This window comes from Pseudoflavonifractor gallinarum, assembly GCF_014982855.1.
Lineage (GTDB): Bacteria > Bacillota > Clostridia > Oscillospirales > Oscillospiraceae > Pseudoflavonifractor_A > Pseudoflavonifractor_A gallinarum.
In genome coordinates this window covers 105,842-122,404 of sequence record NZ_JADCKF010000002.1, presented here as the reverse complement: position 1 = coordinate 122,404, position 16,563 = coordinate 105,842, and the positions used below count along the sequence as shown (strand labels likewise).

Genomic DNA, 16,563 nt, shown 5'->3' with positions numbered 1-16,563 from the left:
TCCGGCGGCGTGTACGTCGGAAAACACACCTCTCAGGCTGCAAGTGTGCGAACCGGGAACCCAAACAAAGCCCAGCGAAGTGGGTTTGTTTGGGAGAGGAGGGGCAAGGGAGCGGAGTGAACCCTGGCCATTAGGCCGGGGCGAACGGTGCGGACTTTGACCCGACGAAGTGCGTGCAGCGGCCTGCATTTCCCTCGAAAAAATGCTTGCATTTTTGAGAAGCGTGTCGAAATTTTTCGACACGCAAGTCCCCGGGAGTACTCCCGGGGACTTGGCTGTATCAGGGACGGACCTGGATCTGCTCCAGCAGCGCACCGATGGGGGCCTGGATCACCAGGTCGGCCTGCCGGTCGTAGGGGGTGGCGCTCTTGTTGATGAGGACCAGGTGGCTCCCCCGGTAGTACTGGATCAGTCCCGCCGCGGGATAGACCGACAGAGAGGTCCCGCCGATGATGAGGAGGTCCGCCTTCCGGATGGCCTCCACCGCACCTTCGATGGTGCGCTGGTCCAGGCTCTCCTCATAGAGCACCACATCGGGCTTGATGATGCCGCCGCACACCTTGCAGCGGGGGACGCCCGTGCCCTGGACCATCTCCTCCAGCCCGTAGAACTGGTGGCACTTCATGCAGTAGTTGCGGTGGACCGATCCGTGGAGCTCATAGACCTTCCGGCTCCCCGCCGCCTGGTGCAGGCCGTCGATGTTCTGAGTCACCACCGCGTCCAGCTTCCCGGCCTGCTCCAACTCGGCCAGCTTCCGGTGGGCCGGGTTGGGCTGGGCCTGGGGCCAGAGCATCTTCTCCCGGTAGAAGCGGAAAAACTCCTCCGGGTCCTGCTCAAAAAAGCTGTGGCTGATGATGGTCTCGGGCGGATAGCGGTAGCTCTGGTTGTAGAGCCCGTCCACACTGCGAAAGTCCGGGATGCCCGACTCGGTGGAGACCCCCGCGCCGCCGAAAAAGACGATGCGGCTGCTCCCGTCGATCCAGTCCTGAAGTGTTTCCAGCTTGCTTGTTTCCATGTGCGCGCCTCCCTGTTCCATGAATCGTGGATCTGGTTCCTTCCTCCTCATTGTACCCCCCCTGTCCCAAACCCGCAAGACCCAGCGCAAAAGGGCGCGCACCGGAACAAAACCTCCGGTACGCGCCCTTTTCTCATTCTTTCCGCTGGGCGCAGTCCTTCCCGCAGGAGGAGCAGCCACAGCCACAACCGCAGCCGCCCTTCCCCCGGATCTGACGGCTGATCTGGCGGACCACATACCAGACCGCCCACACCGTCAGGGCCGCGACGGCCCCATAGATGATGTATTTCATAGCATTCCTTTCTCAGAACAGGAGGGAACCCACCTGATAGACCACCAGCGCCCCCAGATAGGCCGCGCCGATCTGCCACAGGATGGAGCGGAGGGTCCACTTCAGGCTGTTCATCTCCCGGTAGATGGTGGATACCGCCGCCACACAGGGGACATAGAGCAGCACAAAGACCAGGAAGGCATAGGCGGCCACCGGCGTCTGGAAGGTCCCGGAGAGGGCCGCCGCCACGGTGGCGCCGCTGGCGCTGGCCGAGAAGCCGTAAAAGAGGCTCATAGAGGAGACCACCGCCTCCTTGGCCACCAGGCCGGTGAGCAGGGCCACAGCGGCCTGCCAGGTGCCGAAGCCCAAGGGGCGCAGCGCGGGGGCGATGGCCCCGCCGATGGCGCCCAGGAAGGAGTGGGAGGCGTCCTCCACCATGACAAAGCCGCCCGACCAGCCGAAGGACTGGAGGAACCAGAGCACCACGCTCATAGCCAGGATCAGGGTACCGGCTTTGACCAGGAAGCCCCGCACCTTCTCCCACACGTGCATGGCCATGTTCTTGAGGGTGGGCAGACGGTAGGGGGGCAGCTCCAGCACGAAGGCGGCGGGCTCTCCCTGGAACATGGTCTTGCGCAGCAGGATGCCGGACAGGATGGCGAAGCACAGTCCGATCACATACAGGGAAAAGACCACCAGGCCGCTGTACTGGGCAAAGAAGGCCCCCGCCAGCAGGCCGTACACCGGCAGCCGGGCCGAGCAGGACATGAAGGGCACCAGCATGATGGTCATGCGGCGGTCCTTCTCATTCTCCATGGTGCGGGCTCCCATAACGGCGGGAACGGTGCAGCCAAAGCCCATCAGCATGGGGATAAAGGCCTTGCCGGACAGGCCGAACCGCCGCAGCAGGCGGTCCATGATGAAGGCGGCCCGGGCCATATAGCCCGAGTCCTCCAGGAAGGAGAGCACCAGAAAGAGCAGGGCGATCTGGGGCAGGAAGACCAGCACGCCGCCCACGCCGGAGACCACGCCGTCCACCAGCAGGGACTCCACCCAGGGGGCCACCTGCGCGGCCTCCAGCCCCGCCCGGATGCCGTCGGAGACCGGGCCGCTGATGAAGCTCTCCACCAGGTCGGACAGGGCCTGTCCCGGCCCGAAGGTCAGGGCGAACATCCCCAGCATCATCAGGAGGAACATGGGCACGGCCAGCCACTTGTGGGTCACGATGGAGTCGATCCGGTCGGACAGGGTCAGGCTTCCCTGCTTCTGTCCCTTCCGCACGGAGGCGTGGACCACCGACTGGATGAACTGATAGCGGCTGTCGGCCACCAGGGTCTCCCGGTCGCCCAGGACATAGGCCCCCTCATACTCCGAGCAGATGGACTCCACCCGCGCCTTTTCCGCCTCGTCCAGTCCCAGGGCCTGCTCCACCAGCCGGTCCCCCTCGATGAGCTTGATGGAGGCCCAGTGGGCGGGAATCTGGGCCGCATAGGCCTTGTCGTGAATGAGCTCACCCATCTTGTGGTGGATCTGATGGGTAAAATCGTCATAGAGATCGTCGGGCTCCACCGTGACGCCCACGTGCATCTGCCGGTGGGCCACCTCCAGCAGGGTCTGGATATTCTTCCCGGTGCGGGCGGTGATAGGGATCACCGGCACGCCCAGAGACCGGGAGAGGGCCTCCACGTCGATCTTATCCCCGTGCTTCTCCACCTCGTCCATGAAGTTCAGGGCAATGACCATGGGGCGCTCCAGCTCCAGCAGCTGGGCGGTCAGGTAGAGGTTGCGCTCCATATTGGTGGCGTCCACGATGTTGATGATGGCGTCGGGATGCTCCCCCACGATAAAGTCCCGGGCCACGATCTCCTCCATGGAGTAGGGCGAGAGGGAGTAAATGCCCGGCAGATCCACCACCGTCACCGGCTTTCCGTCCACCTGGGCCCGTCCTTCCTTCTTCTCCACTGTCACGCCGGGCCAGTTGCCCACATACTGGTTGGAACCGGTGAGCGCGTTGAAGAGCGTGGTCTTTCCGCAGTTGGGATTGCCCACCAGGGCCAGCTTCATCTCCCGGGTGTCGTGGCTGGCGTAGTCCGGTACCCCGCTGTGCTCCCGCTTCTCATGGTCGTGGTCGTCGCTCATGCGGCGCAGGGTCTCCTCATCCGGGATGCGCTGCACCATGCCCACCCGTTTTTTGCGGATCAGGCTGGCCGCCTGGGCCTCCTCCCCGATGGCCATGGTGATCTGCCGGGCGTCCTCCCGGCGCAGGGAGAGCTCATATCCCCGGAGGTTGACCTCAATGGGGTCACCGAAGGGGGCGATCTTGCGCACCAGGATCTCCGTCCCGGGCGTCAGTCCCATATCCACCAGCCGGCGTTTGACCGGCCCTCGTTCATTTCCTACCCGCAGGATCACGCCGTGCTCCCCCGGAGCCAACGCCTCCAGCGTGCCCTGTACGCGTTTTGTCTCGGTTTTCATCTGTCATTCATCCTATACCGGCTGATTTGTTAGTCGTAACTAACACGCCTGCCTATTATATATCGCCCTGTGGGGCCTGTCAAGCGGCCCGCACCTCTGCGCAGCGTACGGACCGGCTCCGCACGCAAAAACAGCCGGCGGCCTATGGCCGCCGGCTGTTTCCATGTTCGGTTTACTCGTGGTCGTGGTGGCAGCCGCAGCCGCACTCGTCCTCGTCGTCCTCACAGCAGCAGTCGTCGGAGAGATCCAGAGCGAACTTCTCCTTGCAGCTGGGGCACTGGATCACGCCGGACTCCAGCACGTCCTCGTCGATGACCAGGGTCTCCTTGCAGTTGGGGCACTCGACCTCGAAGAAGTCGTCGTCCTCGTCGCAGCAGCACTCGTCATCCTCATCCTCGTCGTCCTCGTCGAACACGACCTTCTCCACGTCGGACAGGTCGTCGGAGATGGCGTCGATCTCCTCACCCAGGGCCACGGTGTTCTCCTCCAGGTCCTCGATGGACATGCCGATCTCCTCCAGGATGCCGATCATCACAGAGATGAGCTTGCCCTCCTTGGACTTCTCGGTGTCGATGTTCAGGCCCTCGGCCAGACCCTTCAGGTACGCGACCTTCTCAGAAATAGTCATAATAATCTCCTTTTTACAGGCGGCCACGAAGGGCCTTGTGGTAGGGACGGCGCTTGGCGTATCACGCTTTGCGCGGTTCGCTGAGCGCCTGCTCCCGGGCGCTCAGCGCTTAGCCCTTGCAGCGCTCCAGGTACTCGCCGGTACGGGTGTCGATCTTGATCTTGTCACCGGGGTTGATGAACAGGGGCACCTTGATCTCAGCGCCGGTCTCCAGGGTGGCGGGCTTGGTCACGTTGGTGGCCGTATCGCCGCGGAAGCCGGGGTCGGTCTCGGTGATCTCCAGCTCCACGAAGGTGGGGGGCTCCACGGCAAAGATCTTGCCCTTGTAGCTGTTGATCTTGCAGGGCATGTTCTCCTTCACGAAGCGGAAGTTGTCGCCCAGCATCTCGGCGCCGATGGGCACCAGATCGTAGGTCTCGGGGTCCATGAAGTAGTACAGATCGCCGTCGTTGTAGCTGTACTCCATGTCCTTGCGCTCCACATAGGCCTGCTCAAACTTGGCGGTGGGGTTGAAGGAGGTCTCGGTCACGCCGCCGGTGATGACATTCTTCATCTTGGTGCGCACAAAGGCCGCACCCTTGCCGGGCTTCACGTGCTGGAACTCCACCACCTGCATGACCTGGCCGTCCATCTCAAAGGTCACGCCATTGCGGAAATCACTGGCAGTAATCGTAGGCATTGGTATTCATCCTCCAAACAAGGTATTTCATATGAATGGAACTTTAGCTAAGCTATTTTACTCCATTATCCCCATATTTGCAAGGGTTTTTCAGGTTTTTTACAGAACGATGAGCTCTTTCGGCGCCAGGGTGATGTCTTCGCACCCATCCTGGGTGAGAAGGATCACATCCTCGATGCGCACGCCGAATTTTCCCGGCAGGTAGATCCCCGGCTCCGCGGAGACTGCGACCCCCTCGGGCATGGGGTCCTGATTGCTGTGATTGGCATTGGGGGACTCGTGGATCTCAATGCCCACGCTATGTCCGAAGCCGTGGCCGAAGTATTCTCCGTAGCCGGCGTCCTCGATGACCTTGGCCGCGGCGTTGTGGATGTCGCAGCCCCGCACCCCCGCCTTGGCCGCGGCGATGCCGGCCTTCTGGGCCTCCAGCACCGTGTAGTAGACCTTCTTCATCTCCTCGCTGGGCTCTCCCAGCGCCACGGTGCGGGTCATATCGGAGCAGTAGCCCTGATACTTGCACCCGAAGTCCATGGTGATGAACTCGCCCTCCTGCACCTTCTTGTCACTGGGGATGCCGTGGGGCAGGCTCCCGTTAGGGCCGGAGACCACGATGGGGTCAAAGGACATCTTCTCCGCGCCGAAGCGGAGCATGTCATACACCAGCCGGGCGGCGATCTCCTTCTCAGTCATGCCGGGGCGGATGAACTTGAGGATCTCCTCAAAGGCCTTCTCCGAGATGCGCTGGGCGTGGATGAGGGCCTCCCGCTCCTCCCTGTCCTTCACGGCGCGCAGATCGGTGAGCAGCTGCTGAGCGGGCACCAGCTGGCAGGAGAGCACCTTTTCATAGCTCTGATAGTCCTGCACCGTCATGTAGCCCTCTTCGATGCCCAACTTGCGGATGCCCATCTCCTCCACCGCCTGGACCACCATGGCTTTTTGGCTCACGGTGCGGGTGGTCACGGTGACCTTGGCCCCGGTCACCTGATGCTCAGCGGCCTCAATGTAGCGGGAGTCGGTGAAATACCGCGTCTCCTGCTTGCCCACCACCACGGCGCCCTCGCCGTGAAAGCCGATGGCGTAGAACTCGCCGGGCTCGCTGGTCACCAGCATGGCGTCCAGACCGTAGGCATCCAGTTTGGATGCGATCTTCTCCAGATGATTCATGGTTCTGACTTCCTTTCTATCCGTGGGGGCGGCCCTCAGTCCGTCCCCAGAAAATGCTCATAAGCACGCTTCATGGTCAGGGCGTCCTCCGCCTGGGTCCCCGCCGACTCACAGATGATGGTGGGGCTCCACCCCCGGCGGGCCAGGGACCGCATCAGCGGGAGATGGTCGGGCCCAAACTCGTCCTGCTCAAAGGTGAGGTGCATTTTCTCGCCCCCGTTGGGGGTGAACTGGATGCGGGAGAAATGGCTGTGGAAGCGGCTGGCCCGCTCCTCGCCCAGGGCGCGCTCCAGCTTGTCCAGCATCCGCTCGGTGGCCTCCTCCCCCTGCTCCTCGCCCAGGCTCCGGGCATAGAGATGGCCGAAGTCCACCGTGGGGAGCAATCGCTCATCCACCTGACACAGCTCCAGCACCTCGTCCAGATCGCCCAGCTGGTTGATCTTGCCCATGGTCTCGGGACAGAGGGTGATGTGTCCGTATCCGGCGGCGTCGCAGGCCTTCACCACTTCCTCCAGGGAGCGCAGCGCGATGTCCAGCGCCTCCCGCCGCGTCCGCTTCATGAGGGCGCCCGAGTGGATGACCACCCGTTCGGCCCCCATCCAGTCGGCGGCCCGGCAGGCGGCGGTGATATAGCCGATGGTCTTTTGCAGGCTCTCGGGGTCGGGATTGGCCAGGTTAATAAAGTAGGGGGCGTGGAGGGAGAGGCGGATGCCCTCCTTCCGGGCGTTCTCCCCCAGCTTGCGGGCGGTCTCCTCCCCCACGTTGACCCCCTTGCCGCACTGGTACTCATAGGCGTCCAGGCCAAAGGCCCGGATCCAGCCGGGGGCCGCCAGAGAGGACTTGTGCGCCCGGGAGAAGGAGTCGGAATTGCCCGCGGGCCCAAATGATACGCTCATGCTATTTGCTCCTTTGCTTGGCCAGGGCGCGGAAGGGCCACTCCGCCGCGTAGCGCAGATAGCGGCCCGGATTGCCCGCCAGCCGGATGGGCTCCACCAAAAGGGTGCGCACCCCGGCCCGCTTCCCGCCCAGAATATCGGTAAAGATCTGATCGCCCACGATGGCGGTCTGCCCGGGGCCCACGCCCATCTGCTCCATGGCCCGGTGGAAGGAGCCCGGCTTGGGCTTTCCCGCGTGTCCGATGTAGGGCACGCCCAGGGACTGGGCATAGCGCCTGGCCCGCTCGGGTTTGCGGTTATTCGAGAGGATGAAGAGGGTCACGCCCGCCTCCCGCAGGGCCCTTTCCCAGGCCCGCACCGGCTCGTCCGGCTCAGGCACGCCATAGGCTGAAAGGGTATTGTCCAGATCGGCCAGCAGGAGGGTGATGCCCTCTTGCGCCAGCCACCGGGGCGATATGGCTTGTACGGATGGGAATACCCGGTCCGCCAGCAGGGAAAGCGCCACGGTCCACCGCCTTTCCGCAGGACTGTTTCCAACTTGCCCTGCATAGAGTCCATTATACCGGCTTACGCCGTAATTTGCATTATAACATTGCTCCACCATGGATACAAGGGGGTACCTCAGCATGGTTACCGATTGCAAACTCATTTTTCTCACGCCGCCCGCCCTGGAGCGGTCCGCCCGGGAACAGAACCTGCCCGCGGCCCATCTGGCCTACCGGGTGGGCGGCGGGCCCCACCTGTTCCGGGCCAATCTGCCCGTGGCCGCCCGGGGCGGGATCCTGGCCATGGATTGTGAGGGCTTCGACGGCCGGGGAGAGCCCTCCGCCTTCTGCCAGGAGGTCCTGCGGGAGTGCTCGGCCCGGGGCTTTCAGGGGGTATACTGCGCCTTTCCCGACCGGCCCATCCCCGTGCTCCAGCGGGCGGTGGCCGAGCTGGGGGAGGCCCTCCAGCGCCGGGGCTGGCCCCTCTATGTGCCCGAGAGCTATGGGGCGGCCTCGGACCACGCCTGCGTGCTCATCCCCACGGCCCTGTCGGGCGGCTCCCTGGAGCAGCGCCTGGCCGAGGCGGCCGAGCAGTACGGCCCCTCCCGTCTGGCCCTCCGGATCGAGCGGCTGGCCCAGGATTTCCTCCTCCCCTCCCCCACGGGAGAGGGGGTCCCCCTCTCCCGTCCGGCGCTGGCCGAGCAGCTGGAGGAGCGGGGCGGCTCGGTCTTTTTCTCCCATGAGCTGTGCGCTCACTACTTCACCTACATGACCAAAACAGATGGAGCCCACTTCGTCCTCTTCGACGATGCGGGCTCCATCCGGAAAAAATGTCAGCTGGGCGCCCGGATGGGCATCTCCCACGCCTTTATTCCCTACGCACAGGTGGACGACCTGCTGCCCGGGCTGCTGGAATAGCCCTCAGCCCTTCAGCCGCTCCATGAGGCCCTCCAGTGCCTCCCGGAGATGGGCGTCCCCCTCGTTCTCCAGGTCCTGGCTCTCCAGGGCGCGGCGGCACAGCTCCCGGGCGGCGGCCGGGTCGGTCTCCACCGCCTTCCCCTCCAGATAGCACAGGGCCAGACGGTACATCCCCTCGGCGTCCTCCCGGTCGGCCGCCTGCCGGTAATAGGAGAGGGCCTTGGCCGGATCGGCCGTCACCTGGACGCCCTTCTCATAGAACCGGCCCAGGGCGCACAGGGCGCTCCCCTCCCCCAGCTTGGCGGCATGGCGGTAGTAGGTGAGGGCCTTTTCCAGATCGGGCTCCACCCCCTGCCCCAGCTCATAGCACTCGCCCAGGTTGTAGAGGGCGGTGTCGTCCTCCCGCTCGGCGGCACGGCGGTAGAGGGCCAGGGCGGCGTCATAGTCCCGTTCCACGCCCTTTCCCTTCCGGTAGAGCTCTCCCAGGTTGTTCATCCCGCGCAGGCTGCCCTCTTCGGCGGCCCGGCGGTACCAGTGGATCGCCTGGGGATAGTCGGTCTCCATCCCCAAGCCCCGCTCGCAGCACCAGGCCAGATTGCACATGCCGGTCAGGCTGCCCCGGTCGGCGGCGCGGCGGTACCACTCCACAGCGGTACTCCAGTCCTGCTCCACGCCCTCGCCCCGCTCATAGCGCAGGCCCAGCACGCACATGGCGTCGGAATCGCCCTGCTCGGCGGCACGGCGGAACCAGGCCACGGCCTGCTCCTCCTCTGCCGGGACCCCTTCGCCCCGGGTGTAGAGCCAGCCCAGATTGTACTGGGAGGAGGCGTCCCCCTGTTCCGCGGCCCAGCGGTACCAGCGCGCGGCCTCTTCTCCGCTCTGCTCCGCACCCCAGCCCCGCTCGGCGGCCAGGCCCAGGTAGAAGCCCGCGCGGACCACGCCGGCCTCGGCGGCGCGGCGGAACCAGTCCACGGCGGCGGTACGGTCCTCGGCCATGCCCCGGCCGTTCCAGGCGCACAGACCCAGCCAGTAGGCGCTCTCCTCATAGCCGCTGTCCAGGGCGCGGCGGAACCAGTCTGCCGCCTGGGCGTCGTCCTGCTCCACGCCGCCGTCTCCGTAGTAGTAGTTAATCCCCACATAGCACTGGGCCCGGCCATAGTCCTGCTCGGCGGCGGCACGGTAGAGGCGCATGGCCTCCCGGCTGTCGGCCTGTGGGACGCCCCGGCCCTGCTCATAACACACCCCCAGATTGGTCATGGCCCGGGGATAGTTCTGCTTCGCCGCCTTCTCATACCACGCCACGGCCTGGGCGTCGTCCTGGGGCACGCCGGAGCCGAACTCATAGCACCAGCCCAGATTGCACATGGCGGGCACATCCTCCAGCTCGGCGGCCCGGCGGTACCACTCCACAGCGGCGGCCGGGTCCTTAGGCACGCCGGAGCCGGTCTCACAGCACACCCCCAGCTCCCGCATGGCACGGGGATAGCCCTGTTCGGCGGCGGCACGATACCAGCGCACCGCCTCCTCCGGGTCCTGCTCCACACCGATCCCCATGTAGTAGCAAAAGCCCAGACAGCACTGCCCGGGGGCATAGTCCTGCTCCGCGGCGGCACGGTAGAGGGCCACTGCCCCCGGCACATCGGCCTTCGTCCCCTCGCCCCGCTCCAGACACACGCCCAGGTTGCACTGGGCCCGGGCATAGCCCAGAGCGGCGGCGGCACGGTACCAGCGCACCGCCTCGCTCATATCCCTTGGGACGCCGGTGCCGTACTCATAGCACCAGCCCAGACAGCACATGCCCCGGGGATTGCCCCGCTCGGCGGCGGCGCGATACCAGCGGGCGGCCGTCTCCAGGTCCTGGGGGACTCCGGAGCCGGTCTCACAGCACCAGGCGTAGTTTCCCATGGCCCGCACGTCTCCCGCCTCAGCGGCGGCACGGTACCACTGGGCGGCCCGGGCACGGTCGGCGGGCACGCCCACCCCGTACTCATAGCACACCCCCAGGCAGCACATGCCGTCCGCATGGCCCTGCTCGGCAGCGGCCCGGTACCAGCGCACGGCGATGGCGGCGGACTGCTCCACCCCGTCGCCGAACTCATACCGGCGGCCCAGCTCGGCCTGTCCGCCCGGGTCCCCCTGAAAGGCCGCCGCCTTCAGCCAGGCCAGGGATTCCGCCTCGTCCTGCTCTACCCCGATGCCCTCGTGGTAGCAGCGGGAGAGCAGGATCTGGGCCCGGGGAAAGGTCATCTCCGCGGCCTTGCGGTACCACTCCACCGCCCGCTCCGGGTCCCGTCCGGTGCCGATGCCGTTTTGCAGGCAGAAGCCGAAATTACACATGGCCGGGACGTAGTCCAGCAGGGCGGCCTGCTCGTAGAGCCACGCGGCCTGTCTGGGGTCGGCCTCCACCCCGATGCCGTTTTCCAGGCACCAGCCCAGATTGCTGATGCCGCAGGGATCCCCCACCTGGGCGGAGCGCCGGAAGCAGGCATAGGCCCGCGCCTCGTCCCGCCGGGGACCCTCGATCCACCAGCTGCCCAGCAGGGCCCAGTCCTTTCCGGTGAGGGCGGCCTCGCTCACCGCCCCCATGGAATGCCCGCACTCCGGACATACCGCGCCGTTCTCCTCCTGTTCCAGGATCATGGAGCATCCCGGATGGCTGCATCGATAAATCATGGCGTGAACCGCCCTCCTTCTCGGGGAGAGCACCCAGGCCCGCCCTGTCTCTGTGATCCGTACTTCATGGAAAAGCGTCCCCCGCCCGGATCTGGCTGGGACGCCGCTGAACTGGAACCAAAGTTCCATCGTAATAGGTCCAGTCTACCATTTTTCCCGTCCCATTGCAAGAATCCGGCATCCTTCCCGCCGTCTGCGGACAAGAAAAGCCCCGCACCGATGTGGTGCGGGGCCCAGCTTGCTTTTAATAAAACTTCTTGCGGTTCTTACGGGCAGCCTCAGACTTCTTGCGGCGCTTGACGCTCGGGCTCTCGTAGTGCTCACGCTTGCGCACTTCGGCCAGGACGCCCGACTTGGCGCAGCTGCGCTTGAAGCGCTTGAGCGCGTTCTCCAAGGACTCACCGTCCTTCACACGGACTTCCGACATTGATTTCCCCTCCCTCCGAAGCGGCGGTCACGCCGCCAAAGGGCCACATACTGATAGTTATGGCTTTAACAATAAGATATTATATGCAAATTTTCTGTTTTTGTCAAGCTATAAATTTTCCTTTGTCCACATCCCGGCGGGACGCGGTGGAAAAAATTCTGCTCAGACCGGGGCGCCGTCTTACTTCGCGATCAGGTTGACCAGCTTGTTGGGCACCAGGATGGTCTTGACGATCTGCTTGCCCTCCACAAACTTCTGCACCTTGGGATCGGCCAGGGCGGCGGCCACCACGGCCTCCTCCCCGCTGTCCATGGGAACGGTGATGGTGCCGCGGAGCTTGCCGGAGACCTGCACGGCCATGGTGACCTCGCTGGCCACGGTCTTGCTCTCGTCGTAGGTGGGCCAGCTCTGGGTGCAGGCCATGCCGCGCTCCTTGGCCAGGCCCAGGTTCTCCCACATCTCCTCCACCATGTGGGGGGCAAAGGGAGAGAGCATGAGCAGCAGGGCGCTCAGGTCGCCCTTGGAGCAGCCGTTCTGATAGAAGTCGTTGACCAGCGCCATGAGGGCGGCGATGGCGGTATTGAACTTCATGGCCTCAATGTCGGCGGAGACCTTCTTGATGGCCTTGTGGATGGCGCTCTCGTTGGCGCTGGAGTACTCCATGGAGTCGGCGCACTGCTCGGCCAGGTTCCACACCCGGTCCAGGAAGCGCTTGCAGCCCTTGACGGCGTTGTCGCTCCAGGCGGCGGCCTTCTCAAAGTCGCCGATGAACATGATATACAGGCGCATGGTGTCGGCGCCGTACTGGGCCACCACGTCGTTGGGGTTGATGACGTTGCCGCGGGACTTGGACATCTTCTCTCCGCCCTCGCCCAGGATCATGCCGTGGCTGGTGCGCTTCTGATAGGGCTCCTTGGTGGGCACCACGCCGATGTCGTAGAGGAACTTGTGCCAGAAGCGGGAGTAGAGCAGGTGCAGGGTGGTGTGCTCCATGCCGCCGTTGTACCAGTCCACGGGGGACCAGTACTTCAGGGCCTCGGGCGAGGCCAGGGCCTTGTCGTTGTGGGGGTCCATATAGCGCAGGAAATACCAGGAGGAACCGGCCCACTGGGGCATGGTGTCGGTCTCCCGCCGGGCGGGACCGCCGCAGCAGGGGCAGGTGGTGCTGACCCAGTCGGTCATCTTGCTGAGGGGGCTCTCGCCGTCGTCGGTGGGCTCATAGCTCTCCACGTCGGGCAGGAGCAGGGGGAGCTGGTCCTCGGGAATGGGCTGCCAGCCGCACTTCTCACAGTAGACCATGGGAATGGGCTCGCCCCAGTAGCGCTGACGGGAGAAGACCCAGTCGCGCAGCTTGAAGTTGACCTTGGCGTGACCGATGCCCTTCTCCTCCAGCCACTTGGTGATGACGGGGATGGCGTCCTTCACGGTCATGCCGTTGAGGAACTCGGAGTTGACCAGGATGCCGGTCTCGTCCTTGGCGGTGAAGGCGGCCTTCTGCACGTCCTCGCCGCCGGAGACCACCTCAATGATCTCACAGCCGAACTTCTTGGCAAACTCCCAGTCGCGGTCGTCGTGGGCGGGCACGGCCATGATGGCGCCGGTGCCGTAGGTGGAGAGGACGTAGTCGGAGATGAAAATGGGGATCTCCTTCCCGTTGACCGGGTTGACGCCCTTCACACCGGCCAGGCACACGCCGGTCTTTTCCTTGTTGAGCTCGGTGCGCTCCAGATCGGACTTGGAGGCGGCGGCGGCCTGGTAGTCCTTCACCTCGGCGGCGTTGGTGAGGGTGCCGTTCTCCAGCCACTTCTTCACCAGGGCATGCTCAGGGGAGAGCACCATATAGGTGGCGCCGAAGAGAGTGTCGGGACGGGTGGTAAAGACCACGATCTCCTCCCCGGTGGTGGCCTTGAAGGTGACCTCCGCGCCGGTGGAGCGGCCGATCCAGTTCTTCTGCTGGGTCTTGACCCGCTCGATGAAGTCCAGTCCGTCCAGATCGTCGATGAGGCGCTGGGCGTACTCGGTGATCTTGAGCATCCACTGGCTCTTCTCCTTGCGGATGACGGGGGAGCCGCAGCGCTCGCACACGCCCTCCACCACTTCCTCATTGGCCAGGACGCACTTACAGGAGGTGCACCAGTTCACGGGCATGGTGGTCTTGTAGGCCAGACCCTTCTTCCACAGCTGAAGGAAGATCCACTGGGTCCACTTGTAGTAGCTGGGGTCGGTGGTGTTGACCTCCCGGTCCCAGTCGAAGGAGTAGCCCAGCATCTGGAGCTGCTTGCGGAAATTCTCGATGTTGTCGTGGGTCACCTTGGCGGGGTGGATGTGGTTTTTGATGGCATAGTTCTCGGTGGGCAGGCCGAAGGCATCGTAGCCCATGGGGAAGAGAACGTTATAGCCGTCCATGCGCCGCTTGCGGGCCACCACGTCCATGGCGGTGTAGGGGCGGGCATGGCCCACGTGCAGACCCTGTCCGGAGGGATAGGGGAACTCCACCAGGGCGTAGAACTTGGGCTTGTCGCTGTGGTCGGGCGTCTTGTAGACGCCGGCCTCCTGCCACTTCTTTTGCCACTTGGGCTCAATGGATGCGAAATCGTACTTCAACGCTATCACGCTTTCCTAGAAAATATCGGTTCCGGCCCCAGCTGACGCCCTTGGACCGGCTTTTTACGGAATCTGTTTCATTATACCGAAAAAGTGCCGGGATTGCAAGGGGCTCCCGTCAAAAGCGGGCGGAGCGGGTGTTTTTCTTGCCTGATCCGGCCCTCCATGCTAAAATGAGGCAAAAGGAGGTGGTCCCATATGAGAAAACGGGGCATCTCAGTCCACGCCCTTGTGATCGCTCTGGCCGTGCCGGCGGTTTTACTGGCAGCTGCGGCGGCTCTCCTGTTTCTCCTTCTGCACAGCTTTGGATTCCATCCGATCCACAGTCTTGCCGATATTACCGATGAGGACCTGCGCGGGGGAAGCAGCTCCTATCGCCAGACCTTTTGGATGGGCCACACCCTACCCGGCGGCTATGCCGCTCAGTGGCACTCCATGACCGGGTGGGACACCCTGGGCACCCTCTCCCTGCCGGAGGGTGGGACCTGTACCCTGCGCTATACGGTGGAGGACCCCGGTACCGGCTACCGTCTGGTCCTCTCCGATCCGGAGGGCGGCCTCACCGATCTGGAGCCGGGGGACAATACCCTCACGCTCCCTGCCGGGGAGACCCGGGTGGTCCTGGCTGCCTATGAGACCAGCGGAGCCTTCTCGCTGGAACTTCTGCCCGGAAGTCCTGCCAAGCCGGATTTCCAGGTCGACGACTGATCTTTTCCACAAACTGCGCCGCTCCCGGACTGCTGCGATGGTCCGGGAGCGGCGCTTTCTGTCTCTATTCCGGCAATTGCTCCAGCCAGTGTCCAGGCCCAGCGGCATCCTCGGAGCCGATGGGGATGTACCAGTATTGCAAGGTGCACCACGACCCGGTACCGCTCCACCACCTGCCCGGCTTCCTCTCTGTCCATGACCGTCACCTCCTGTCCCTTCTACTCATAACACGGCCTATGGCGTGAAAAGGTTACCAGTCCTTCCAAAAAAATTCCCGGTCCGACTGGACCGGGAAATGGGTGTATCACAGATCATGTCTTTCGGCGAGGCGCTTGCGCACATCCTTTTTCAGCAGCGCATAGAGCACCGAGGCCACGGGAACGCTGAGGAGCACGCCCGGCAGTCCGAAGAGACCGCCGCCCACCGTGACCGCCGTCAGCACCCAGATGCCGGGCAGGCCAATGGAGGTGCCCACCACCCGGGGATAGATGACGTTGCCCTCGATCTGCTGGAGGATGGACAGGAAAATCAGGAAAATAAGGGCCTTGAGGGGGGAGACCATCACCAGCAGAAAGGCCGCCAGAATGGCTCCGATATAGGCGCCCGCCACCGGAATGAGGGCGGAGACGCCGATGATGACGCCCACCAGGGGGGCATAATCGGCCTGGATGAAGAGCATTCCCCCGGCGCACAGACCGCCCAGGATGCAGGCCTCGATGAGCTGTCCGGTGACAAAATTCGTGAAGGTGTCCGCCGTCAGATGGACCACATCCAGCACCGCCGCCGACGTGCGGGGCCGGGTGTAGGCCTGGAGCAGCCGCCGGCACTGGGGCAGCAGCTTCTCCCGGCCGCCCAGCATGTAGATGGAGAAAATGATGGAGAGTACGCCGGTCACCACCATAGAGATCAGGCTGCTGGTCAGGGAGACCACGCCCAGCAGGGTGCTGCTCAGTCCCTGGGCCAGGTTATCCAGGATGTCCTTCAGATAGGTGCTGAGCTGGGGAATGTTGGGCAGACTCTGGGCCAGATTCTCCAGATGCAGATACTGAGAGAGTTCCCAGCATATCTTTTGCAGATTATAGAGGTATCCGCTCAGGTTCGAGGCAAAGATCTGGATGCTCTCCACCACCTTGGGCGTGATGAAAGAGGTGATGACGGTCACCACCGCGATCAGCAGCACATAGGAGGAGGCCACCGCCAGGGGGCGGCTGAGTCCGTCGGCTCTGGTGCGGCCAAGCCCTCGGTGATAGAGCCGGTAAAGGGCCTGACAGGGCCGGTTGAGGATAAAGGCCAGCGCAAACCCGATATAGACCGGCTTGAGCAGCCCCACCAGATAGGAAAACAGCCGCATCAGCTCATCAAACTTGATGACCACCAGCACCAGCAACACGGTATAGGTGATGATGAGAAGAATGCTCCGAAGTAATTTTTTATCCATACGTTCTCCTTTCCTGCCCCTCTATTCCGGCGGGAGCAGGTTTCTGTGCGGCCCTTCCCTTCGCAGAATATGCCGCTTTTTGTCCACTATACCATTCCCCGAACCGTTCGTCAATGAAAAGCCCCTGTCTTGACTTTTCCCACCCTGCTTCTTATAATTCATATTAGGACTTTTAAACTGTT

The 16,563-nt window shown here is 63.8% G+C and carries 14 protein-coding genes; 2 read left to right on the top strand and 12 right to left on the bottom strand.

The features are described 5' to 3' along the window. Positions 1–280 precede the first annotated feature (280 nt). From INF37_RS02595 to INF37_RS02560, 8 genes are all read right to left on the bottom strand, one after another. Complete coding sequence (locus INF37_RS02595; protein WP_193536245.1) at positions 281–1,015, bottom strand: NAD-dependent protein deacylase; 735 nt, start codon at positions 1,013–1,015, stop codon at positions 281–283. 133 nt (positions 1,016–1,148) lie between these two features. Beyond that, a complete protein-coding gene (locus INF37_RS02590) occupies positions 1,149–1,307 on the bottom strand; it encodes a FeoB-associated Cys-rich membrane protein (RefSeq protein WP_186962899.1) in 159 nt (52 codons plus the stop codon). Between the two features lie 12 nt (positions 1,308–1,319). Continuing rightward, complete coding sequence (gene feoB / locus INF37_RS02585; RefSeq protein WP_193536243.1) at positions 1,320–3,761, bottom strand: ferrous iron transport protein B; 2,442 nt, start codon at positions 3,759–3,761, stop codon at positions 1,320–1,322. Between the two features lie 172 nt (positions 3,762–3,933). After that, positions 3,934–4,389 (bottom strand): CD1247 N-terminal domain-containing protein, encoded by a 456-nt coding sequence (locus tag INF37_RS02580; RefSeq protein ID WP_101693717.1) that lies wholly within the window; start codon positions 4,387–4,389, stop codon positions 3,934–3,936. Positions 4,390–4,498: 109 nt separating this feature from the next. After that, a complete protein-coding gene (efp, locus tag INF37_RS02575; RefSeq protein ID WP_101693718.1) occupies positions 4,499–5,068 on the bottom strand; it encodes an elongation factor P in 570 nt (189 codons plus the stop codon). Positions 5,069–5,167: 99 nt separating this feature from the next. After that, positions 5,168–6,232, bottom strand: coding sequence for a M24 family metallopeptidase (locus INF37_RS02570; protein ID WP_193536241.1), 1,065 nt, complete (start codon positions 6,230–6,232; stop codon positions 5,168–5,170). A 35-nt stretch (positions 6,233–6,267) separates the two neighbouring features. Then, complete coding sequence (locus INF37_RS02565; RefSeq protein ID WP_193536239.1) at positions 6,268–7,128, bottom strand: TIM barrel protein; 861 nt, start codon at positions 7,126–7,128, stop codon at positions 6,268–6,270. Position 7,129: 1 nt separating this feature from the next. Beyond that, positions 7,130–7,633, bottom strand: a complete 504-nt coding sequence (locus tag INF37_RS02560; RefSeq protein ID WP_328821007.1) for a YqeG family HAD IIIA-type phosphatase — start codon at positions 7,631–7,633, stop codon at positions 7,130–7,132. 121 nt (positions 7,634–7,754) lie between these two features. Between INF37_RS02560 and INF37_RS02555 the strand changes: the two genes are divergently transcribed. Continuing rightward, positions 7,755–8,531: a hypothetical protein gene (locus INF37_RS02555; protein ID WP_193536237.1), complete on the top strand. Its 777-nt coding sequence runs from the start codon at positions 7,755–7,757 to the stop codon at positions 8,529–8,531. A 3-nt stretch (positions 8,532–8,534) separates the two neighbouring features. On the opposite strand, the gene INF37_RS02550 is transcribed toward INF37_RS02555, so the two are convergent. The 3 genes from INF37_RS02550 to leuS all read right to left on the bottom strand — a co-directional run bounded on the left by INF37_RS02550 (position 8,535) and on the right by leuS (position 14,235). After that, positions 8,535–11,204 (bottom strand): tetratricopeptide repeat protein, encoded by a 2,670-nt coding sequence (locus INF37_RS02550; protein ID WP_193536235.1) that lies wholly within the window; start codon positions 11,202–11,204, stop codon positions 8,535–8,537. A 244-nt stretch (positions 11,205–11,448) separates the two neighbouring features. Continuing rightward, complete coding sequence (rpsU, locus tag INF37_RS02545) at positions 11,449–11,631, bottom strand: 30S ribosomal protein S21 (protein WP_101693723.1); 183 nt, start codon at positions 11,629–11,631, stop codon at positions 11,449–11,451. Positions 11,632–11,811: 180 nt separating this feature from the next. Further along, on the bottom strand, positions 11,812–14,235 hold the full coding sequence (leuS, locus tag INF37_RS02540; RefSeq protein ID WP_101693724.1) for a leucine--tRNA ligase: 2,424 nt from the start codon (positions 14,233–14,235) through the stop codon (positions 11,812–11,814). A gap of 198 nt (positions 14,236–14,433) precedes the next feature. Here leuS and INF37_RS02535 point away from each other — a divergent pair, with 198 nt between their 5' ends. Next, positions 14,434–14,943 carry a hypothetical protein gene (locus INF37_RS02535; protein WP_193536233.1) on the top strand — a complete coding sequence of 170 codons (510 nt, stop codon included), beginning with the start codon at positions 14,434–14,436 and terminating at the stop codon, positions 14,941–14,943. A gap of 304 nt (positions 14,944–15,247) precedes the next feature. On the opposite strand, the gene INF37_RS02530 is transcribed toward INF37_RS02535, so the two are convergent. Beyond that, positions 15,248–16,381, bottom strand: coding sequence for an AI-2E family transporter (locus INF37_RS02530; protein WP_186962906.1), 1,134 nt, complete (start codon positions 16,379–16,381; stop codon positions 15,248–15,250). Between the last annotated feature and the right edge of the window lie 182 nt (positions 16,382–16,563).